This window comes from Aquimarina sp. EL_43, assembly GCF_943422735.1.
Lineage (GTDB): Bacteria > Bacteroidota > Bacteroidia > Flavobacteriales > Flavobacteriaceae > Aquimarina > Aquimarina megaterium.
The window spans coordinates 3,260,007-3,281,132 of record NZ_CALSBR010000001.1 but is presented as its reverse complement, the minus strand read 5'-3'; the positions used below and the strand labels follow the sequence as shown (position 1 = coordinate 3,281,132).

The window sequence follows — 21,126 nt, the reverse complement described above, 5'->3', positions numbered from 1 at the left end:
TGATTTAGACTAAAAAATGTATTTCAAAATAAAAGCATATCTCAGATTTCTTTCTAAATCTACCAATCAACACGGAGTACATTCACCTTTTGTGTATAATTTGGTTACCCAATGTTTTTATAATACTGAAAAACGAAAAGCGTATATTGCTATAAAATCAATATATAAAAAAGCAGACAAAAAAATTCCTGTTAGATATCGTACTGCTAAACTTCTTAATCGTATACTTTCTTATTTTGACATTAAAACTGGTCTTGTTTTGACAGATTCGAAGGTTATATCAGAGATTTTATCAATAGATAATTTGGTTGAGATTGATCATAATATCCAATCGAAGAATGATTATGATATGATTTATCTAAACATAAATCAATTACACTCTCTCTTTAATATAGAATTATTGTTGTCTGTGGTGCATAACGACAGTGTTATCATACTCAATTCTATATATGAATCTGAAGACAATACCATTTTATGGAAAACAATACAAGAACATCCAAAAATTACTGTAACTATTGACACTTTTCATTTAGGTTTTGTATTTATTAGAAACGAGCAAGCAAAAGAACACTTCACCATCAGAGCATAAAAAAAGCCTAAAGATCAAATTAATCCATAGGCTTTTACATCTAAACATAAACTAAATCACATGAGTATACCCACTCATATAAAATTTTAAAAAAGTAATTATTGTATCATAAATATCATCATATATTATCTAAACATTCTTGAAAATACTGTTCTTCGTTTATGATATTGTAACTCTTTTGGATCATAAGGCTTGGTCTCTTCAGAGAAGCAAACCTCTTCAATAAACTCATGATAGGTCATCCCTTTCTCTTCAAGAAATCCAACGAGATATTTTTCTGTTGTTTCGACTCCACTAGCCTGTTCGATTGCTAGTAGTTTTTTATACAGTTTATCTATTTTTTCAATTGCTTCTCTAGGCGGAGCTTTTCTTCGTGCAAAAAAAGAAGTAATTTGCCCTTCATCATCCAGTTTTACATCAAAATCTGTAATCACCCAGTAATATCTACCGTCTTTTGCCAGATTCTTAACCAAAGCATGTATATTTTTCTTTGCCAGCAAGTGTTCCCATAACCATTTAAAAATGATTTTAGGCATATCTGGATGGCGAATCACATTATGAGGTTGACCGATTAGTTCTTGCTCTTCGTATCCACAGACCTCCATAAAATAATCATTCGCATACTCTATTATTCCTTTAGGATCAGTCTTACTCATAATTGTTTCTTTAGGATCTAAGACAATCTCTACATTAATGGGTTCGGGGCGTTTTAGTGCTTTCATATTTGTTTTTGTTAGTTAACATTCCAGAGCAAAACTAATCGTAACATCAAATGCAGAAAATGACAAAAATCATAGTATTATTAGGAGGGTTTAAGGGATTTATTTTTTAACTTACTTTTAACCCATCTGTCTTTCCCAAAGCAGCACACAGAATCAACAAAAGAACATTTTGCAATTAGAGTGTAACAACTTTTTATCTGCTGCGTCATATAGTCTAAAATTGTATCTTAACCATCTGTAAAGATTACTATATGGGAAATGTTATTGAAATTAGAGGAATTATCAGAAATTTTCAATTAGGTCAGGAAACAGTATACGTACTTAAGGGTATTGATCTTGATATTGCTCGTGGAGAATACCTAGCAATAATGGGCCCTTCTGGTTCTGGTAAATCCACTCTAATGAATCTACTGGGATGTCTTGACACGCCAACTGGCGGGACTTACAATCTAAACGGAAATGATGTTAGTAAAATGACCGATAATGAATTAGCTGATATTCGAAATCGCGAAATTGGTTTTGTTTTTCAGACTTTTAATTTATTGCCCAGAACTACTGCATTAGATAACGTTGCCTTACCTATGGTCTATGCCGGTGCTTCTAAAAAAGACAGAACCGTTAGAGCAGAAGAAGTACTTACCGATGTTGGGTTATCTGATCGAATGGATCACAAACCTAATCAACTTTCGGGAGGGCAGCGACAACGTGTAGCAGTTGGTCGTGCCTTGGTAAATAAGCCTTCAATAATATTGGCCGATGAGCCTACAGGAAATCTGGATTCTAAAACCTCATTAGAAATCATGCAGCTTTTTGATGAAATTCATGCCGCAGGAAATACTGTTATTCTGGTTACACACGAAGAAGAAGTTGCTGCACATGCACATCGTGTTATACGCCTTCGAGATGGAATGATAGAAAGCGATGTAAGGAACAAGTAGTTTCTTATATTAAAAAAGTATTCCAATCAAAATTATCTCGTCGATAAAAAATAAGGTTCTGGAAAAGTTTTTACCTCTAAATCGTTAACCAAACTAAATAATATATTGGTTACTAATGCAGCTGCCAAAGAGGATCCAACTACCAATTGTGGTGGTGTGATTTTAGTAGAATTCTCTTTATAGGATTCATAAAATTCGTAAAACCATGTTAAATTCATCTCTGCCTGATATTTAAAATATTCTAGCATATTCTTTATCAAAACCAATTCAAAACATTGCTTGTTGCGAGCAACATCATATATTTGTTCACTATCCGGAGTAACAACATAAGCTGCACCTGCCCATCCAAAATTTAAAGGATGAATTACAGGAATCCCTTCTTCTTTACATTTTTCATCAAAAACAAATGGAGTATCTTCTACATCAAAATCAATAGCATTAATAGCAATATCACAACCATTAATATATTCTGCGATATTATCTGGGTTCAAAAAAAGATGATGATATTCTATTTTTGCATTTGGGTTAATAGATAAAAGTCTTTTGGTAATAGACTCCACCTTAGACTCATCAATATCATTTTCTTGATAATTCTGCCGATTTAAGTTAGATAATTCTACGGTATCTCCATCTATAAATACAAAATTTTCAAAACCTAATCTTAGTGCTGTTTCTGCCAATACACTACCCAAACCAACGCCTCCAAAAACTATTTTTACATCTTTAATCTTATCTTGTTGTTCTGGAGTTATATACAATGCATTTTTATAATATCGTTCGTTATGATGCATTTCTGGGATTGTTTTTTTTCTACTACCAAAAATTGAATTTTCTATCATAGATATTTTATTTATAGTCTTACCATTATTTCTCTTATAAATGATTGTATACAATCATTTATAACTCAAATCCTTTAAAAGAAAATAGAGAGATAGATCCCCTCCTATTTTTACATTAGAATTGGTATTATATAAAAAACTTTTGTCGTTCTTCTTTTTCTAAAAAATTCTTCTCTAACCATTTTTTCATATTATCTGATGTTAAAATAACGGGATACGTTGGACTACCCAGACAATCTCTAAGTTCTCCTACAATCTGCATATTAATCCCTAAATCCTGAAATATTTGATAAATCAAAACATCAGATTCTGCTATCATTAAACTATTAGGGTTATAATTAATGACCCCTAATGAATGAATTAATAAAATATGCAGCATTTGCCTAGAGGTAAAAGATGAATTCTGTAAACGTAATGCATTAGAATCTATCGCTAAACGTCCTAAATGCCATATTTCATTTACTTCTAAACTTTCTTTTTCAATTATTTGTTCAATGCTAATATTAAACTCATATTCTATAGGAAAAACAATGTTATTAGTTCTTTTAGTTGCTTTTATAGTTCCCAGAAGTTCTTGTTTTGAATTTCTAAATCCAAAATATACAGAATCTTCAAATTGATTAATATCACCATGTATCATATGTTCTAATTCCCGGTCATCTGGTAACCATTGGTATTTTTTAAAATAATGATACGAATACATCTTAAAAACAAATTGGGATAATTCAGAAAGATTTTTTCTTCCTATTTGATATAAGCTAATAGCGCCAAACTTTCTAATCAAAAAATCGTCTTGAGGCATATCTAATAGTATCACTACGCAAATCTATTTTTGGTTAAAAATAGATTTCTTTTACTACCAAAAATGAGTCTTTTTATATTCGCTGTAGTTTGTAGAATAAGTGATAGTGGTTAAATGATAAGTGAAAAAATATCGAGAGGATGGGAACTAAATTTTAGTCCTACCTAATTCGTGTTCCTAAAATTTGTATTTTGGGGTTCATTTTTAACCAAAATTCATGCAACCATTACATATCCTGCTTCTTATTGCAGCTTATTTTGGGATTCTTCTTCTCATTTCTTATTTCACAGGAAAAAACTCAGGAAATGATGCTTTTTTTAAAGCCAATCGACAATCCCCTTGGTACATTGTAGCTTTTGGGATGATTGGTGCTTCATTAAGTGGCGTTACCTTTATCTCTGTTCCTGGGTGGATTGAAGCTTCGCAGTTTAGTTATATGCAGGTAGTATTAGGGTATATTTTGGGATATACTGTTATTGGTACTGTACTACTTCCTCTTTATTATAAACTTAATTTAACTTCAATTTACACTTATCTGGATGAACGTTTTGGTAATTACTCATATAAAACCGGGGCTTCATTTTTTTTACTATCACGAGTAGTTGGAGCGAGTTTTAGATTGTTTTTGGTGGCAAATGTTTTACAATCTATTCTTTTTGATGCTTTAGGCGTTCCTTTTTGGGTTACCGTTATCATAACCATATTATTAATCTGGCTATACACTTTTAAATCAGGAATTAAAACTATTGTATGGACCGATACACTACAAACACTGTTCATGTTAATCGCAGTAGGTGTAGCGATATATTATGTATCAGATGATTTAGGGATTCAGGGATCAAATTTATTGGGTTATGTATTAGAAAGTGATCTTTCGAGAATGTTCTTTTTTGATGATTTTAAAAGTGCTAATTATTTTTGGAAACAATTTTTATCAGGTGCATTTATTGCAATTGTCATGACAGGGCTAGATCAGGATATGATGCAAAAAAATCTCACCTGCCGAAGCTTAAAAGATGCGCAAAAGAATATGTTTTGGTTTACTATTGTATTAACTATTGTAAACTTTATTTTTTTAGGTCTTGGGTTACTACTTACCCAATATGCATCACAAAATGGAATTGATGCTCATAAGGATCAGCTTTTTCCTGTAATTGCTACGCAAAGCGGATTAGGTTTTGGTATTGCAATCTTTTTTGTACTTGGTCTTATTGCTGCAGCATATAGTAGTGCTGATAGTGCGCTGACCTCATTAACCACATCATTTAGTATCGATATACTCGACATAGAAAAAAAATACAGTCCAGCAGATCAGGTCAAGACCCGAAAAAAGATCCATATTCTATTTTCTTTCATACTAGTATTGGTTATTATCGCTTTTAAGTACATAATAAAAGACGAAAGTGTAATTGCAAAACTATTTGTATTTGCAGGGTATACCTATGGTCCTTTATTAGGTCTATATGCATTTGGGTTATTTACAAAACTAAAAGTAAAAGATAACTTGGTGCCGATTATTGCAATCTTATCCCCAATTTTATCTTATATCATTAGCGAGAATAGTGATTTATGGTTTGGTTTTAAATTTGGTTTCTTTATCTTAATTCTTAATGGGTTTTTAACCTTTTTAGGGTTAATACTGATTCGTAGAAAGTAATACTAGTGTGCAGGCTATCTCTACTTCAATATTTGCTGCTTTAAGTTTTTGATAAAAATCTGGGTTTTCTGTTCCGGGATTAAAAATTACTCTTCTGGGATTTAGCTGTATGATGTCATCATAATAAGGTTGTTGTCTAAGAGGATTTAAGTATAAAGTAATTGTATCTATATTGTTTACATCATTTATATCGGTTTCAATTTTTACTCCTGCAACTTCTCCCTTTTTTAATCCAACAGCAGCGACCTCATGACCATGAGTTACCAGTTTATGAATAGCAAAGTTTGAATATCTATCTGTTTTTAAGGACGCTCCCAGTACTAATGTTTTTTTATCCATAAACTGTATTTGAATTTAAAACAGGAAAAATAGGTTTATTAGGACACCAAATAAAGACTTAAACGTTAAAAATAACCTGAAAACTGTTAAAAATAAAAGATGAATGTAACACAAATCAAAGCACTTCGTCTTACATATAAAAGATATGAATTTTCATAAATTTAGTTAGTTAGTTACTTATAATAATCAAATTTTATTCATAGTTGATGGTTAGTGTTACTATTTGGTTATTATAGAAAACCGCCTCTAATATTAGAGGCGGTTTTTAATTATTTAATATTTTGTTAAAGTCAAAATAAGGTGTAACAGAATAGACTTACTATCGTCTTACACGTATAACACAATTAATCACAGTGTCAATTTTAGAAACAATTACGTATTTGTATTAGGCAATACAAAGTACAATGCATAACAATTATCAATCAAATAAACGTTCAGATGAAAACAATCAATCAAAAAGTAATTTTATTATTTTTCTCATTTTGGTGTCTAATCCTAACAGCACAACCAAGTAATGAAGCTGTAGTAGGTACTATACAAGGAAAAGTAATAGACAAAAATCTACAGCAACCCATACCCTATGCTACCGTAGCAATTCATGATGGAGCAGATAAAATTATAAGTGGAGGTATTAGTACCGATAGTGGAGACTTCTCAATTTCTGATATACCAAAAGGAAATTATACTTTAAAAGTACAATTTATAGGATACAAAACGTATTCTCAACCGGTTGAGATTTCTAAAAAAAATAAGGATATCAATGTTGGTACCATATCATTAGAAGAAGAAGCCGAATCTCTAGACGATGTAACTATAGTTGCCGAACGAACAACAATAGAGCAAAAAATTGACCGTAAAGTTATAAATGTAGGAAAAGACCTTACCACAACTGGGGGTACTGCTTCAGAAATCATGAATAATATTCCGTCGGTTAATGTAGATCAGGATGGTAATATCGCACTACGCGGGAATCAAAATGTACGTATCCTTATAGATGGTAAACCTACAAATATTGATGCTACACAATTATTAAAACAAATCCCTTCTACTTCTATTAAGAAAATAGAATTGATTACTAATCCTTCTGCTAAATATAATCCCGAAGGAATGAGTGGTATCATTAATATCGTATTACATAAGAATAGTAATATAGGTTTTAATGGTAATATTAATCTAGGGCTTAATTTTGATAAAAATGCGCGTTTTAATAGCTCTATAGATCTAAATTACAGAACAGGAAAAGTTAACTTTTACGGTAATTATGGCAATAACATCACCAAACGACAAAATGCAGGAGGGGTGTTTAGACAAGATCAAAATTACCAAACAGATTTTAAATTCTTAGACAATAATAAGTCTCACCTATTTAAAATAGGCTTAGATTACTTTATTGATGACCATAATACCGTCTCGATATATACTAATCAAAATTTGTTTGACGGACTTACAGACGGAACTACAGATATCACTTTTTTTAATAACGACCAGAGTGATTTATCCCAAAAGTTATTAAGTGATAGTGATAACCAAGGTTCTACATATAATTTCGATTATAAACATGATTTTAAAAAAGAAGGACACAATATAGAGCTAGAAGTTGATTATAATGTTTTTGAAAGTGATAGTGATGATCGTTTTAACTTTGTTGGAGGAGACGGATCGTTTACAAATTATAATGATCTTATTAATAATGAGCGAAAAAACACTACAATAAATCTCGATTATGTAAACCCATTATCAGAAAAGACCAAATTAGAATTAGGATATGAAACTCGTTTAAGAAGAACAGACAATGACTATCGTTCTACACTTTTCGCGAATTCAAAATATAATTACGACCGAAACATACATTCTTTTTATGGTACATATGGTCAAAATTTTGAAAAATGGTCATATCAGTTAGGAGCACGTCTAGAAAGCTATGAAGTTGAAGCTGTTTTTGATGGAGAAAAAATATTTGAAGATGATATTTTTACCGTATACCCTTCTGGTTTTATCAGCTATACTCCGGGAGAGAAAAACAGTTACCAATTAAGTTATAGCCGAAGAATTGATCGACCTGGATTAAACCAAGTAAACCCTATACGTGAATGGAGTACACCAAGAATAGTTTCTATCGGAAATCCAGAATTAAATCCACAGTTTACGAATTCTATAGAAGCGAACTATACGCGTAAATTAGGAAAAGGATCGATAACCGGAGGAGTATTTTACAGAATCATTAATGATGAAATAAGTCAGGCTCTTGTAGAAAACCCAGATGTTGAAGAAGGTCAGATATTAACATTCAAAAATTTTGATAATAATTCTTCTTACGGTGTCGAGGTGTCTAGTAATTATAGAGCTACAAAATGGTGGAGTTTTAATGCTAGTTTTGACTTGTATTCACAAACGCAAAAAGGAGTGGTAGATAATATCAATAGAGAAGTAGATGCTGTAGTATATAATTTTAGACTTAACAATAGTTTTAAAGCGACAAAAAACTTGACTTTTCAGGTATTTGGATTTTACAGAGGAGAACAGGAAGGTATATTATTTAAAACCAAGCCATTTTATTTTGTAAACACAGGAGCTCGTTATAATTTCTTAAAAGGTAAAGGTACAGCCAGTATTAACTTTAACGATATTTTTAACACAATGCGTTTCAGGTTTTCTGCAAATAACCCATATCCGCAAAATGGACAGTTTCAAGGTGAAACGCAAACTGTTTTCCTAGGATTATCTTATCGATTCGGAAGCGGAAAAAATAGAAAAGTTTCGAGAAAACGAAGAGATAATAATGAAAAATCTGGCGGAGGCATACTATAATCGGACTTTTCTCAAAAAAAATGTTAATATTATAACTAATAACTCAGATATTTGTTAAATTTAATACAGTTTTCTCAAAAACCTTATTAAAGTTAAATAAATGCAAAAAAATAACAAATTCTGTAACACTTTACAATTTACAACGTTTAATATAGTATAGTCATGGTTATGATTTATTTGAATTAGCCTTTAAAAAATTAATAACCGAGTTATTAGATAAAAAAACGCGAAGCTTAATTGCTTCGCGTTTTTCATTTTTTTCTACTTTGCAATTACCATCTAATAATAGCACTACCCCAGGTAAACCCGCTTCCAAAAGCTGCCAGGACTACCAAATCCCCTTCTTTAATTTTACCCTGCTCCCAGGCTTCTGTTAATGCTATAGGAATAGATGCTGCTGTAGTATTGCCATATTTCTGGATATTATTATAGACCTGATCATCAGATAATTTAAATTGTCGTTGTACAAATTGAGAAATTCTCAGGTTTGCCTGATGTGGTATTAACATATCAATATCTGTGGCAGATAAATTATTGGCCTGTAATCCTTCATTAATTACTTCAGAAAAACGTACTACTGCATTTTTGAATACAAATTGACCATTCATGTATGGATAGTAAGGAATATTCTCTTGTGGATTCTCCGAAATAATTTCTGGTACCCAATGTTCTGTACTAGGTCCTTCTAGAGATAATTCTTTGGCATGTGCTCCTTCACTATGCAAATGTGTAGACAAAATCCCTTTACCTTGTTCTTCACTTCTCGTTAATACTGCTGCTCCTGCTCCATCACCAAAAATTACCGAAACTCCTCTTCCTCGAGTTGTCATATCCAAACCACCACTATGGTTTTCACTTCCTATGACCAATACATTTTTATACATGCCGGTTTTGATAAACTGATCTGCTACCGATATCGCATATACAAACCCACTACATTGATTACGAACATCTAATGCCGGGATAGTTCTCATATTCATCATTTCCTGAACTCTAACTCCTCCTCCAGGAAAATACATATCAGGACTAAGAGTTGCAAAGATGATAAGTTCTATATCATCTGTAGTAAGTTTAGCTCTTTCTAAAGCTATTTTTGCTGCTTTGACTCCCATAATAGAAGTACTATTGCCATCTCCCTTTTTGATATGACGTCTTTCTTTTATACCAGTACGTTCCTGAATCCATTCATCATTTGTATCCATCACCTTAGATAGATCGTCATTGGTTACGACATTTTCGGGGACATAAGATCCTAAACCAGATATTTTTGAAGTATACATGTTGTAAATTTATTGTGTATTGTGAGTTGTGAGTTATTTTTTGCTTAACTAAAAGTTATCACACAATATATGTATTCTTAACATTTTGATAAAAGAAACCCTACTTATATTATATGCACGCATAACAAAAAAAAACTAAACAACTGTATTGCAAACCTCTGTAAAAAAAGAGACTACTAATTTTAATTAGTAGTCCCCATCCCCCAATCTTCCTAAAACTAGAGTTTTAGAAATTTCTTTATCACTACCTTATTATCATCACGCACCTTAATAGTATACATTCCTGATGGAAAAGAAGTAAATGAAATTGTATTTTTAATCGATAAATTTTTATTCCCTATAACCAAATGCCCATTTAGGTCAAAAACTTCGCAGCTGGCATTAGACATTTCAGTTTTGCAGTCAATATAAACCTCACCTTTTAAAGGATTTGGATAAACCGAAAATGAACTACCCCTAGAACCATTTATTTCAGTAATAATATCCTGCATCGACTTTGTTTCTTTCTATTGTCAAAATCAAAAAAGATTTCTATTCAACTATTATATAGACAAATATATAGATATTCATCTCCTGAAAACATACGTAGCCCCACGTAATTAGGCTACAATAGTGAACATATCCTGGTTAGAGTAGTAATTGTTTATTTTTCTGAGACCAGATCAACAAAGCATTTGGCTTTTGCTCAAGGGTAAGTTTTCGAATTATATTTGCTCTGTGTTTTTCTACAGTTCTCACAGAAATACTCAAAAGATCTGCAATTTCTGTACTTGTCATTTCTTCTGCAATGCGTTTTAGGATTTTAACTTCGGAAGGAGTTAGTTTTTCTATATCCGAATTACGCTCTGAAACATTTGTGAAACGTTTGTATATTTTTTCGCTAAAATAAGGTTCTCCTCTACTTACACTTGCTATACAAGCTTCAATCTCTGTTAAAGCAAATTCTTTTAATAAATATCCATGAATATTATATTTTACTGCATCTTCAAAAAACTTCTTTTCTTTATGAAGAGTTATCAAAATAATTTTGGTATCTATCTGGTATCGCTTACAATTTTTAGCAATATCTACACCTGTAAGATTAGGCATTTCGATATCCAAAATAGCAATATCTGGTTTATCTTTAATGATTGCATTATATGCAGAAAGTCCATCAGAATGCGTATTTATGATGTTATATTTTCGTTCTTTCAAAAATTCCTCTAGCCCTCTTAATAATAGAGGGTGATCATCTGCAATAAGTATATTAGGTTTAAGCATGTTTCGGAATATTAAATATAAGCGTAGTTCCACTATCTATTTCAGACAGTATATCGAAAGTAGCTTTCAAAAATTTTGAACGCTCATTTAATGTTTTAAGACCTATTTTGGAGATCGATATTTTTTCTTTAGAAACATCAAACCCCTTACCATTATCTTTAATAATTATTTCTACATTATTTTCTTTGTTAGTCACTTTAATTTCTGCAGATCTCGCTTTAGAATGTTTAATAATATTATTAAAACTTTCTTGTACTAATCTATAGATATTAACTTCTTTCTCCTGGTCAAACACCTGGTCGATATTATCTATTTCTGCCGAAATAAAAATATCATAATTCTCGTCGATCATCTCTACACTACTTTGTAAAGTTACCGTAAGGCCTAGTTCTTCTAATTTAAATGGATGTAAACTTCTTGAGATGGTTCTCACCTCATCTATTACACCATCTACCACAGCAGCTGTCTTGGTATCTTTGTTCTGTAGAATCCTGTTTTTAATGAGTAATAAACTTTGGCCAACACTATCATGAAGATCTTTAGAGATACGCTTACCAACGCGCTCCTGGGTTTGCAAAAGTTCTTGTAAAAATGATTGTTGTAATTTTTTATTTTTAATAAGAAGTGTTCTGTTTCTATATAAATAGATCAATAAAAACAAAAGAGTTAAACCTATGCCGCCAAATATTAACAGGTTTTTCTTTGCTTCATCTTTTGCTTCAAGCATCTCGATATTAGCTTTCTGAATTGCAATTTTACTATCTCTTTTTTCGGTCTCATATAATGTCTGGTAATAAATAACACTATTAGATCGAGTTAAATTATAGATAGAATCTTTCAATACTTGATATCTATCTAAATGTATTAGAGCTTCTGGTAGTCTATTCAGGTTTTTATTTGCTTCATAGAGTTCTTTTTCCAAATGTACCTGCCCCCTAATGTCATTCGAATTCTTAAAAATCTCAATCTCTTCTTCAAAAACAGGAATTGCCTCTTTATATTCTCCTTTTGCAATTTTATATCTACCTAATGCTTTTAAATAAAATATTCTATCATAAGGGCTATTTATTAAATCAGTAGAAAGTTCGAGGGTGTCTAAATATTTTTTGGCAATATCTGGCTTGCCTTGTTTAGAATAAAACTCTGAAACATATGCCCTTAATCTAAACATATTAGCATGGCGACCTGTCTCTTTTCTCAGCAATTCGAGAGCAGTAAGATAGGCTTCCCCTTCTTTTTTATATTCTTTTTTCTTTACAAAATCACGAGCATCATTTACACTTAATTCTGATAAAGCTTGAAAATCCTTATTCTTTTGGCTATTTAATAATACTCTAATTTTCTGCCTTTCTTCAAAAGATTTCTCCAAAAGATAAAGTTGGCTAAAAATTCCGGATACTGCTAACCCACTATATGCTATATAAGCAGTATCTTTCATTTTGGTATATAATCGATTGGCTGCCTGGTATTTTAAAATTGCTTTAGAAAGTTTACCTAATCGCTCATATGCCTGCCCATTAAAATAAGTTGCATCTGCCTCAAAAATAGAATCTTTGGTTTGATGATATATTTTCTCTGCATTTGTATAATCTACAATTGCTTTTTCTAAGTTATCAATTTGATAATTAGCTCCTGCTCTTTTAATATAGAGATGTCCAAGGTTAATTTTATTATTAATTTTGAGACTATCTTTAATACAATTATTTACAATAATCAATGCAGAATCTGGTTTACCAATTACCTGAAGATAATGAAATGTAAGTCGTGAAGTTTTAAAAGCTGCCAGGTCAAAGCTATCCAACTGCTTAGCCAAATCAATATATCGCAGTGTATATTTTGGATAGTTTTGTTTATAAAATTCAAAATCCGAATTTCTTTTCTTATATAATACACTCGATAACGAATCTAATAAATAAAGCTTTTCATTTGTATTTGTTGCATTTTCTACTTGGTCTATTAGTTTTAAAACAGTCTCTCTCTGCTGCGAAAAAGCATAAAAATGAAATGCAGCAACAAAAATAAATATGTATATTTTGCTTCTTAACATTCTAGGGGGTTCTAATTGTGAAGATACACATAAATGTATTTTCAAATTGCATGACAGGCCTCAATTTTTTGTATCTAAACCTTTTTCTTAATGAGAAATCTAAAAAATTAATAGATAACCTTATATTTATCCTATTTCTAAACACCACATTAAAACCTGTAAATCAACAGTGTATAAAACAACTCACAATTTCTATTACATTACATTAAAATGATCTCAATTTCTTGATTTACCTCATTAGATACGATAAGAAAACACTTACATTATATTAACCCAATACTGCTATAAAACAGCGTTAATTCGACCAATTGTTTTTACCGTATTTTTCACATCAGAGAACATCACACCAGATATAAGTAGATTTTACTCTACTATGCGTCATTATTTACGGCTTTGTATACAAAATAGTAACATCTAAAACGAGAAAGATGCGCCAACCACAGCGCATCTTTCTATCAACCTAACCAATAAATAAACAAACCAAGCCAGTCGAGTGACCGACTATAGGTACTTTTAAAAATTCTTATCTTTTTTTAATCTACCAACCCAGATGGCGATAGTAAAAACCATCGCCAAACCGGATTTATACAGTTTACAACTCTAGGGTATGTATTCTCATAGCAAAGTTTCTCCCTCCTAAATTAGCTATACATATTATACCAATATTCATAGCATTTATATATTGAATTGTAAACAAACTATATACTTCAAAAAAAACCCATTTACATCCTTAGTCCATTGTGTCAACAAATCATTACAACAGATATGAAAAAAACTTACTTCAATGCCAGTTTGGCAGATACATACTATTGGTATTTTTTTTGAATACACCACACCATAAGATGACAATTAAACTAAAAACAATATAAAAATGGCAACAGGAAGTATTAATGTATCTGTAGAAAACATTTTTCCATTAATTAAAAAATTCTTGTATTCTGATCATGAGATTTTTTTACGAGAACTTATTTCGAATGCAACAGATGCAACTTTAAAGCTAAAACATTTAACAAGTATTGGTGAAGTTAAAGTAGAATATGGTAATCCACTTATCGAGATTAAAATCGATAAAGACAAAAAGCAATTACATATTATCGATCAGGGAATTGGTATGACTGCAGAAGAGGTTGAAAAATATATTAACCAAGTAGCCTTTTCTGGTGCCGAAGAATTCTTAGAAAAATACAAAGATAGCGCTAAAGATTCTGGAATAATAGGGCATTTTGGTCTTGGGTTCTATTCTGCCTTTATGGTAGCAGATAAAGTAGAAATCATTACAAAATCTTATAAAGATGAGCCAGCTGCACATTGGATTTGTGATGGGTCTCCAACCTATAGTATAGAGGAGCATGATAAAACAGAAAGAGGAACAGAGATCATTCTGCATATTGGGGAAGATGATGCCGAGTTTCTTGAAGATGGTAGAATCAGTGAATTATTGGTAAAATACAATAAATTCATGCCTGTATCTATAAAATTTGGCACCAAAACTGAAACATTACCAAAACCAGAGGATGCTAAAGAAGAAGATCCTGCACCAACTCAAGAAGTTGACAATATTATCAATAATCCTAATCCTGCATGGACCAAACAGCCTACAGATTTAAAAGACGAGGATTATAAAAGTTTCTATCGAGAATTGTATCCTATGCAATTTGAAGAACCTCTTTTTAATATCCATCTTAATGTAGATTATCCTTTTAACCTAACCGGGATTCTGTATTTCCCAAAACTGGGTCAGGATATGAACATACAAAAGGATAGAATACAACTATATCAAAATCAAGTATTTGTTACAGATAATGTAGAAGGTATTGTTCCAGAATTTCTTACCATGCTTCGTGGTGTAATTGATTCTCCCGATATCCCTCTTAATGTATCCCGATCTTATTTACAAGCAGATGGTAATGTAAAGAAAATATCAAGCTATATTACTCGTAAAGTTGCCGATAAATTAAACTCTATGTTTAAAAACAATAGAGAAGATTTTGAGCAAAAATGGAATGATATTAAAATCGTGATCGAATACGGAATGCTTTCTGAAGAAAAATTCTTCGAAAAAGCTGACAAATTTGCATTATACCCAACAGTAGATGGTTCTTTCTTTACTTTTGAAGAATTACAAGAAAAAATTAAAGATACTCAAACCGACAAAGATGGTAAATTAGTTCTTCTTTATGCTTCTAACAAAGATGAACAACACTCTTATATCTCTGCTGCCAAAGATAAAGGATACGAAGTACTTCTTTTAGACTCCCCTATTGTTTCTCATTTGATCCAAAAAATGGAGACTAGTAAAGAAAATATTTCTTTTGCACGTGTAGATGGAGATCATATCGATAATCTTATCAAAAAAGATGAAGAAACCATCTCTAAATTATCTGATGAAGAAAAAGAAGCACTTAAAGCTGATCTTGAAAAAGTAGTACCAAAAGAAACATATACCGTACAATTAGAAGCTATGGATAGTAATGCTTCTCCATTCATGATTACTCAACCAGAGTTTATGCGTCGTATGAAAGAGATGCAACAAACCGGTGGTGGTGGCGGAATGTTTGGTATGGGTAATATGCCAGAAATGTACAATTTAATCATTAATACCAATCATGAACTAATTGGACAAATTGCTGCTACCAAAACAGATAAGAAAAAGGAACGCTTAATAAAACAATCGCTGGATTTGGCCAGACTTTCTCAAAATCTATTAAAAGGAGAAGAATTAACAGATTTTATTAAACGTAGTTACGATATGATAAAATAGTAGTTAAACTAGTAACACTTATAAATATTAAATCGGTTCATTGTTAGTATACAATGAACCGATTTTTTTATACCATACTTTGTTTTAAACCACAAAAATTTTACATTCGTAACGATTCCTTCAATACTCTATGACAATGAAGAACTGGAACAGTATTTTTATATTCTTATTTCTACTTAATCTAAACGTATTTGGGCAAAATTGTATTTCTGGTTATGTACATATAGAGCATCCGAAAAAATGGGAGCAACAAGTCTATCTAAGCCAAATTGAACTTGAAGAAAGTACCAATACTTATAATACAACTACGATTGCATCAACTCCTTTAACAGAGGAAGGTTTTTTTGCATTTGACCAAAATTTATTTACTTCAAAAGAACATATTTATAAGATACAACTTAACCCTATATCTGCCGAAGAAAAAAATAAACTTTCAAACAAGATAAAGAACTTTCAACTATTTATACTATCTAAAAAAGATACTATTCACTTTACCAAAGGAGAAACAATGTTTGGGGAATATACCACAAGTAATTCTGCTGATTTAGAGTGGCAAAAATTAAAAAAGTTTGAAGCCAAATATGAAAATCTAACCGATGATTTTGATCCTAGACAATACCTTATAGAAACCAAAGGCTATGTAAAAGATTCTTTACAAATACTTTTAGTGAAACTTATTGGCATTAAAAAACTAGATGATCAAAACCTATTAGAAAAAGATGCTAAAGCCAATCCAGAATATTATCTAAGTTTTCTGAAAGAATTAAAATCCAGTGAACTTGATCCCTCTACTTATGCTTATCTCGAAAATAAGCTCAATTTTATTACTCGAGAGATCGTTACTCATAAATACAAAGTAAGCTTATGGGTTAATGGTATAGCTTTTTTTGTTATCGTTATATTAGTCTTGATTACCATAAAATCATGGAAAAAATTAAAACCCCCTAAAGCAATACCTCTTAGCAAGCAAGAAAAAACAATAAAAAACCTCATCATATCGGGAAAAAGCAATAAAGAAATTGCAAACGAGCTGTTTATAAGTCTAAGCACTGTAAAAACACATATCACCAACATTTACAGTAAATTAAACATCTCTAGCAGACAAGATTTATTACTCAAAAAATAAAATCATACCCGTACTAGTACCTTATTCGGCTTAGTATAATTACTCTTTTTCTCGATTTCGATAGTTATTTGCTTCAAAAAACAATGAAGCGAATTATGTACCTCTCATTCCTTTTACTCTCTTATATTGGATATGGGCAATCAGAATATTCATTATCCGGAACCATTTTAGATCAAAATAATACTACGGTAGAAGCCGGAGATGTAATTCTTTATGATAAAAATTCAAATCTTGTAAAATATACCTTTATAAAAAACGGAAAATTTGTTTTTGAAAGATTAAAAGCTAACGAATATACTTTATCTATAGTTGCTTTAGGGTACTTAGAAAAGTCAGAAGTAATTCTGTTAGACAGTAACAAAAATATAACTATCGAACTCAAAGAAAACACAGTCATACTAGACGAAGTAACCGTTAAAGCCATTAAAAACAATATAACAATGGCAAATGGTAATCTGAAAATACGTATTGAAAATTCTGTTTTAGAGTCATTACCATCAACAGTAGATATATTGTCTAAGCTTCCGGGAATTCAAATCAGTCCTAATCAGGAATCTATTTCTGTTGTAGGAAAAGGAACACCTTTAATCTATATGGATAACCAAAAGATTGACATAGATCAACTTAAATCATTATCTGTAGAAAACATAAAAGATATAGAACTCATCGATAATCCATCTGCAAAATATGAAGCCGAAGGAAGAAATCTTATCCTGATCACTAGAAAACAAAATTCGCTTGATGGTTACAACATTAAATTATCAGAAATCATTTCTTTTAAAAGGAGATTCAATAATTATTTAGGAGTACACTCAAACTACAAAAACAATGCATTAGAATTACGAGGTAATTTTAATTACAATCAACTTGGTCCATGGGAAGGGGCTGACTCTATGCTTAATGTTTTAGATCAAGGTATTAAATCTCAATATCAAGTAAGAGCAACCGGTCCCAGGCCGCAATTTATCACTGGAGGGGGTTTCTTTTATCAGCTCAACAAAAATGATTATATCTCGGGACAAGTAAACCTGAGAGCTCAAACAGATAAGTTTCCAATCAAAACAAATACGCTTCTGCAAGACCAATCTATAGAAGATCATATTATTACCGAAGGACAAAACGATGAGAAAAGAAATTTTTTAAGTAGTAATATAAATTTCAATAAAAAAATCACTCACACCTCTAATTTGTTTTTTGGGCTTCAGTATTCAAATTATGTCAGACACCTCAAAAGTCATATTTTTAATAACATAAATGAAGCCGGGTTCGAATTATCACAAAACAGAAATCAAAGATATGAAATCGGTGTTTTTGCAAGTAAAATTGATATTGACAAAAATTTTGGTGAGCATACAAAATTAGAAATTGGTGGTAGCCTTTCGAACGCCAATGCCCTTGCACTTTCAAATTTTGAGTTCATAAATCCCGTTGATAAAAAGATTTCAAAATACGATTATCGAGAATCTATTTATGCATCCTATATACAACTATCTGGGAATCTAAACAAAATAGAATATTCTACTGGCATAAGATCTGAAACTAATATTGTAAAAGGTGGTTTTAGAAATGCTAATGAACTATTAGTAAATAGAAAACAAACACGTCTTTTCCCTAAAATAAGGATAAATATCCCCATAGATAGTACCAAAAGTATTACTTTAAATTATGGTACAATTATAAATCGACCCAATTATCTTAACGCCAGTTCTATTAGTACATTTATCAATCCGTTTGTAGAATTTTCAAGAAATGTTAATCTAAAATCTACTACAATTGAAGAAATATCAACTACTCTTCAATATAAAAAATACACTTGCAATATTAGTTATTATACAGAAAACAACCCTGTTTTTTATAACGTAGCGTATAATAATACTGAAAACAGAGTTATATCTTCTCCTCAAAATTTTGAAAAAGAATCCGGATATCAAATTCGATTTGCTAATACTGCCACTTATCGATTTTGGAACACTACAAATTCGCTAACATTAGTTCACAATAGTATTAAAAACCCTACAGCAGTTACAAAACAAAGCAAGCCGTATCTCTATTATTATTCGAATAATGAATTTAAACTAGCTGCAAAAACTACTCTTGGGTTAAATTTTTGGGGATTTACCCGACGAAACCAAGGCGTTTTTGAAAGAAATGCTCTTTTTATTATGAATGCATCCGTTTCAAAAACATATTTTGAAAACTTACAAATTGCTGTAAACTTTAATGACATTTTTAGAAATATGACATATAAAGACAAGTATACTTCTAACAATATTGCCGTTCAGGATACTTTTTATGTAGATGGAAATGAAATTTCATTTTCAATTAAATATTCTTTTGGTAAGATAAAAAAGCTATCCTTCAAAAATAAAGACGTAGATGATAACCTGAATCGAATACGCTAATAGATTACTAATCTTTTATTCATTAACGTACAATTTTCACAGTGTAAATCCATGAATAAATCGCTCTATCTATATAAAAAGTCATAAAAATATTTTTTTAGTTAGGATTCCTTACTATATTTGTATTGCAATTTTGCATAACTTTAAAATATATACAAATGAGTAAATCAATTTTTTATCATGCTGGATGCCCAGTATGTATTAGTGCAGAACATGATATTGTTAATCTAATCGGAGCAGACAATGTAGAGATTGTTCATTTAGGAGAAGATAATTCTCAAATTAAGAATGCCGAAATAGCAGGCATTCAATCTGTTCCTGCACTTCTAACACCTAATGGAAATGTGCTACATATTAACTTTGGAGCTTCTATGGCAGATGTAAAAGGATAATTTTTTTAATTTAAATAGTTAGGAATCCTAATTATAATACAATTTTGAAATGAGTCAATTATTTATCATGGTTGACTCATTTAAACCAACAATACCAAAAAAATGAAAAATTTAATTATAACTATAGTATTCATGGCACTTAGCAGTACGTTAATTGCCTGTGACGAGTGTAAAAAATACAATACTGATGATCTACAAATAGTAAAGGCTTCTGTTATACATGATACCAATATCAATAGTACTATTTGGGAAATTAATGTTAAAGGAAACGCAGGAAAAACAACTCCAGCTCCGGCAGGGCAATTGCACGGTGCTCCCGTTTTGGGTTATGTTTTTCCTACGACTCTAAAACCAACAGATGTAGGGTTTAATGACACTAAGGGTATTCTAGCATTGGCTTTAACATCTCATCCCGATTTTGATGACACCCCATTATGGGATGAGAATAATGATTCTATCTATGATAACGATGGGATCATATGGCATCCTCATTGGGTGGTTCTTCATAAAGATGATCGGGTCGAAGGCGGATTATCGGTAAAGCAATTCAAAAAAACAGATACCTCGGTAAAATTACCTCCCACTAATCCTGGAATGCCTATGTATATGGATTCACCCGGTTTTCAAGTCATTACCAACAAAACAAGCATTAAAGTAGTAATACCAGATTATAGAATAAACAATCAAACCGACTTTAAGTTCGATGCCGTTTCTGCCTATATGCAGGTAAATACAGAAATCAAAGATAAACCTATGCTTGGTGTGTATAAAGTATATAATGTTTTAAGCACCGACTTGTCTCTTCCATATACCGTACAATCAAAGTAATATTATAATGATGAAAATAGCCGTTTGGGATACTTACGTACAACGAAATGATGGGATCATAATGCATTTTGACATACTCGTCCCCGATTCTATAACAGATCAGGATATGGTGTTTAAATTTGGAGAAAATTACCTAAAGTCTAAACCCTTTAAGACAGAGAAAATTACTACTAATGAATGTAGGCTTTGCCATATTGAACAAGCAACTCCGGAAATGATAAATGATATCGAAATCAAAGGATATTCGATTATTGAAATGGAAAATTGCTAAAAACGACAAATAAATAATTAGGATTACTAACTTTGCTAAAGAGAAAGTGATGCTTTCTCTTTAGC

18 protein-coding genes are annotated in these 21,126 nt (G+C 31.2%); 10 read left to right on the top strand and 8 right to left on the bottom strand.

Annotated features, from left to right (window positions below):
- Window positions 1-16: 16 nt before the first annotated feature.
- Window positions 17-589, top strand: a complete 573-nt coding sequence (locus NNL09_RS13925) for a hypothetical protein (protein WP_025665990.1) — start codon at window positions 17-19, stop codon at window positions 587-589.
- Between the two features lie 125 nt (window positions 590-714).
- Here NNL09_RS13925 and NNL09_RS13920 read toward each other — a convergent pair whose 3' ends face one another.
- The gene (locus tag NNL09_RS13920) at window positions 715-1,311 is read right to left on the bottom strand and encodes a PAS domain-containing protein (protein ID WP_025665989.1); all 597 of its coding nucleotides are present in this window, start codon (window positions 1,309-1,311) and stop codon (window positions 715-717) included.
- 251 nt (window positions 1,312-1,562) lie between these two features.
- On the opposite strand from NNL09_RS13920, the gene NNL09_RS13915 reads away from it, so the two are divergent.
- Window positions 1,563-2,249 carry an ABC transporter ATP-binding protein gene (locus tag NNL09_RS13915; RefSeq protein WP_025665988.1) on the top strand — a complete coding sequence of 229 codons (687 nt, stop codon included), beginning with the start codon at window positions 1,563-1,565 and terminating at the stop codon, window positions 2,247-2,249.
- A 32-nt stretch (window positions 2,250-2,281) separates the two neighbouring features.
- Here NNL09_RS13915 and NNL09_RS13910 read toward each other — a convergent pair whose 3' ends face one another.
- Window positions 2,282-3,088, bottom strand: coding sequence for a ThiF family adenylyltransferase (locus tag NNL09_RS13910; protein WP_196909593.1), 807 nt, complete (start codon window positions 3,086-3,088; stop codon window positions 2,282-2,284).
- Window positions 3,089-3,215: 127 nt separating this feature from the next.
- On the bottom strand, window positions 3,216-3,905 hold the full coding sequence (locus tag NNL09_RS13905; RefSeq protein WP_196909592.1) for a hypothetical protein: 690 nt from the start codon (window positions 3,903-3,905) through the stop codon (window positions 3,216-3,218).
- A 202-nt stretch (window positions 3,906-4,107) separates the two neighbouring features.
- Here NNL09_RS13905 and NNL09_RS13900 point away from each other — a divergent pair, with 202 nt between their 5' ends.
- Window positions 4,108-5,547, top strand: a complete 1,440-nt coding sequence (locus tag NNL09_RS13900; RefSeq protein ID WP_196909591.1) for a sodium:solute symporter — start codon at window positions 4,108-4,110, stop codon at window positions 5,545-5,547.
- On the opposite strand, the gene NNL09_RS13895 is transcribed toward NNL09_RS13900, so the two are convergent.
- Window positions 5,524-5,886, bottom strand: coding sequence for a CoA-binding protein (locus NNL09_RS13895; RefSeq protein ID WP_025665984.1), 363 nt, complete (start codon window positions 5,884-5,886; stop codon window positions 5,524-5,526). The genes NNL09_RS13900 and NNL09_RS13895 overlap by 24 nt on opposite strands.
- A 438-nt stretch (window positions 5,887-6,324) precedes the next feature.
- Between NNL09_RS13895 and NNL09_RS13890 the strand changes: the two genes are divergently transcribed.
- On the top strand, window positions 6,325-8,694 hold the full coding sequence (locus NNL09_RS13890) for a TonB-dependent receptor domain-containing protein (RefSeq protein ID WP_025665983.1): 2,370 nt from the start codon (window positions 6,325-6,327) through the stop codon (window positions 8,692-8,694).
- Window positions 8,695-8,966: 272 nt separating this feature from the next.
- Here the strand turns inward: NNL09_RS13890 and NNL09_RS13885 are convergent, their stop codons facing one another.
- The 4 genes from NNL09_RS13885 to NNL09_RS13870 all read right to left on the bottom strand — a co-directional run bounded on the left by NNL09_RS13885 (window position 8,967) and on the right by NNL09_RS13870 (window position 13,281).
- On the bottom strand, window positions 8,967-9,974 hold the full coding sequence (locus NNL09_RS13885) for a 3-oxoacyl-ACP synthase III family protein (RefSeq protein WP_025665982.1): 1,008 nt from the start codon (window positions 9,972-9,974) through the stop codon (window positions 8,967-8,969).
- 218 nt (window positions 9,975-10,192) lie between these two features.
- Complete coding sequence (locus tag NNL09_RS13880) at window positions 10,193-10,465, bottom strand: T9SS type A sorting domain-containing protein (RefSeq protein WP_025665981.1); 273 nt, start codon at window positions 10,463-10,465, stop codon at window positions 10,193-10,195.
- 136 nt (window positions 10,466-10,601) lie between these two features.
- On the bottom strand, window positions 10,602-11,234 hold the full coding sequence (locus NNL09_RS13875) for a response regulator transcription factor (RefSeq protein WP_109851880.1): 633 nt from the start codon (window positions 11,232-11,234) through the stop codon (window positions 10,602-10,604).
- Window positions 11,227-13,281: a sensor histidine kinase gene (locus NNL09_RS13870; RefSeq protein ID WP_196909590.1), complete on the bottom strand. Its 2,055-nt coding sequence runs from the start codon at window positions 13,279-13,281 to the stop codon at window positions 11,227-11,229. The genes NNL09_RS13875 and NNL09_RS13870 overlap by 8 nt, the downstream gene beginning before the upstream one ends.
- Window positions 13,282-14,152: 871 nt before the next feature.
- On the opposite strand from NNL09_RS13870, the gene htpG reads away from it, so the two are divergent.
- The 6 genes from htpG (at window position 14,153) to NNL09_RS13840 (ending at window position 21,061) form a co-directional block, all read left to right on the top strand.
- Window positions 14,153-16,042 carry a molecular chaperone HtpG gene (htpG, locus tag NNL09_RS13865; RefSeq protein WP_025665978.1) on the top strand — a complete coding sequence of 630 codons (1,890 nt, stop codon included), beginning with the start codon at window positions 14,153-14,155 and terminating at the stop codon, window positions 16,040-16,042.
- A gap of 136 nt (window positions 16,043-16,178) precedes the next feature.
- A complete protein-coding gene (locus tag NNL09_RS26260) occupies window positions 16,179-17,168 on the top strand; it encodes a response regulator transcription factor (RefSeq protein WP_304506200.1) in 990 nt (329 codons plus the stop codon).
- A gap of 83 nt (window positions 17,169-17,251) precedes the next feature.
- Complete coding sequence (locus NNL09_RS13855) at window positions 17,252-19,570, top strand: outer membrane beta-barrel family protein (protein ID WP_196909589.1); 2,319 nt, start codon at window positions 17,252-17,254, stop codon at window positions 19,568-19,570.
- 158 nt (window positions 19,571-19,728) lie between these two features.
- On the top strand, window positions 19,729-19,962 hold the full coding sequence (locus NNL09_RS13850; protein WP_025665975.1) for a hypothetical protein: 234 nt from the start codon (window positions 19,729-19,731) through the stop codon (window positions 19,960-19,962).
- Between the two features lie 102 nt (window positions 19,963-20,064).
- Complete coding sequence (locus NNL09_RS13845) at window positions 20,065-20,790, top strand: hypothetical protein (RefSeq protein ID WP_025665974.1); 726 nt, start codon at window positions 20,065-20,067, stop codon at window positions 20,788-20,790.
- Window positions 20,791-20,797: 7 nt separating this feature from the next.
- Window positions 20,798-21,061 (top strand): DUF2024 family protein, encoded by a 264-nt coding sequence (locus NNL09_RS13840; protein ID WP_317193918.1) that lies wholly within the window; start codon window positions 20,798-20,800, stop codon window positions 21,059-21,061.
- The last annotated feature ends 65 nt before the right edge of the window (window positions 21,062-21,126 follow it).

Excerpts from the sequence above, each read along its gene's own strand:
- NNL09_RS13925 (WP_025665990.1), top strand. The coding sequence starts at position 17 with ATGTATTTCAAAATAAAAGCATATCTCAGATTTCTTTCTAAATCTACC.
- NNL09_RS13920 (WP_025665989.1), bottom strand. The coding sequence starts at position 1,311 with ATGAAAGCACTAAAACGCCCCGAACCCATTAATGTAGAGATTGTCTTA.
- NNL09_RS13915 (WP_025665988.1), top strand. The coding sequence starts at position 1,563 with ATGGGAAATGTTATTGAAATTAGAGGAATTATCAGAAATTTTCAATTA.
- NNL09_RS13910 (WP_196909593.1), bottom strand. The coding sequence starts at position 3,088 with ATGATAGAAAATTCAATTTTTGGTAGTAGAAAAAAAACAATCCCAGAA.
- NNL09_RS13900 (WP_196909591.1), top strand. The coding sequence starts at position 4,108 with ATGCAACCATTACATATCCTGCTTCTTATTGCAGCTTATTTTGGGATT.
- NNL09_RS13895 (WP_025665984.1), bottom strand. The coding sequence starts at position 5,886 with ATGGATAAAAAAACATTAGTACTGGGAGCGTCCTTAAAAACAGATAGA.
- NNL09_RS13890 (WP_025665983.1), top strand. The coding sequence starts at position 6,325 with ATGAAAACAATCAATCAAAAAGTAATTTTATTATTTTTCTCATTTTGG.
- NNL09_RS13885 (WP_025665982.1), bottom strand. The coding sequence starts at position 9,974 with ATGTATACTTCAAAAATATCTGGTTTAGGATCTTATGTCCCCGAAAAT.
- NNL09_RS13880 (WP_025665981.1), bottom strand. The coding sequence starts at position 10,465 with ATGCAGGATATTATTACTGAAATAAATGGTTCTAGGGGTAGTTCATTT.
- NNL09_RS13875 (WP_109851880.1), bottom strand. The coding sequence starts at position 11,234 with ATGCTTAAACCTAATATACTTATTGCAGATGATCACCCTCTATTATTA.
- NNL09_RS13870 (WP_196909590.1), bottom strand. The coding sequence starts at position 13,281 with ATGTTAAGAAGCAAAATATACATATTTATTTTTGTTGCTGCATTTCAT.
- htpG (WP_025665978.1), top strand. The coding sequence starts at position 14,153 with ATGGCAACAGGAAGTATTAATGTATCTGTAGAAAACATTTTTCCATTA.
- NNL09_RS26260 (WP_304506200.1), top strand. The coding sequence starts at position 16,179 with ATGAAGAACTGGAACAGTATTTTTATATTCTTATTTCTACTTAATCTA.
- NNL09_RS13855 (WP_196909589.1), top strand. The coding sequence starts at position 17,252 with ATGAAGCGAATTATGTACCTCTCATTCCTTTTACTCTCTTATATTGGA.
- NNL09_RS13850 (WP_025665975.1), top strand. The coding sequence starts at position 19,729 with ATGAGTAAATCAATTTTTTATCATGCTGGATGCCCAGTATGTATTAGT.
- NNL09_RS13845 (WP_025665974.1), top strand. The coding sequence starts at position 20,065 with ATGAAAAATTTAATTATAACTATAGTATTCATGGCACTTAGCAGTACG.
- NNL09_RS13840 (WP_317193918.1), top strand. The coding sequence starts at position 20,798 with ATGATGAAAATAGCCGTTTGGGATACTTACGTACAACGAAATGATGGG.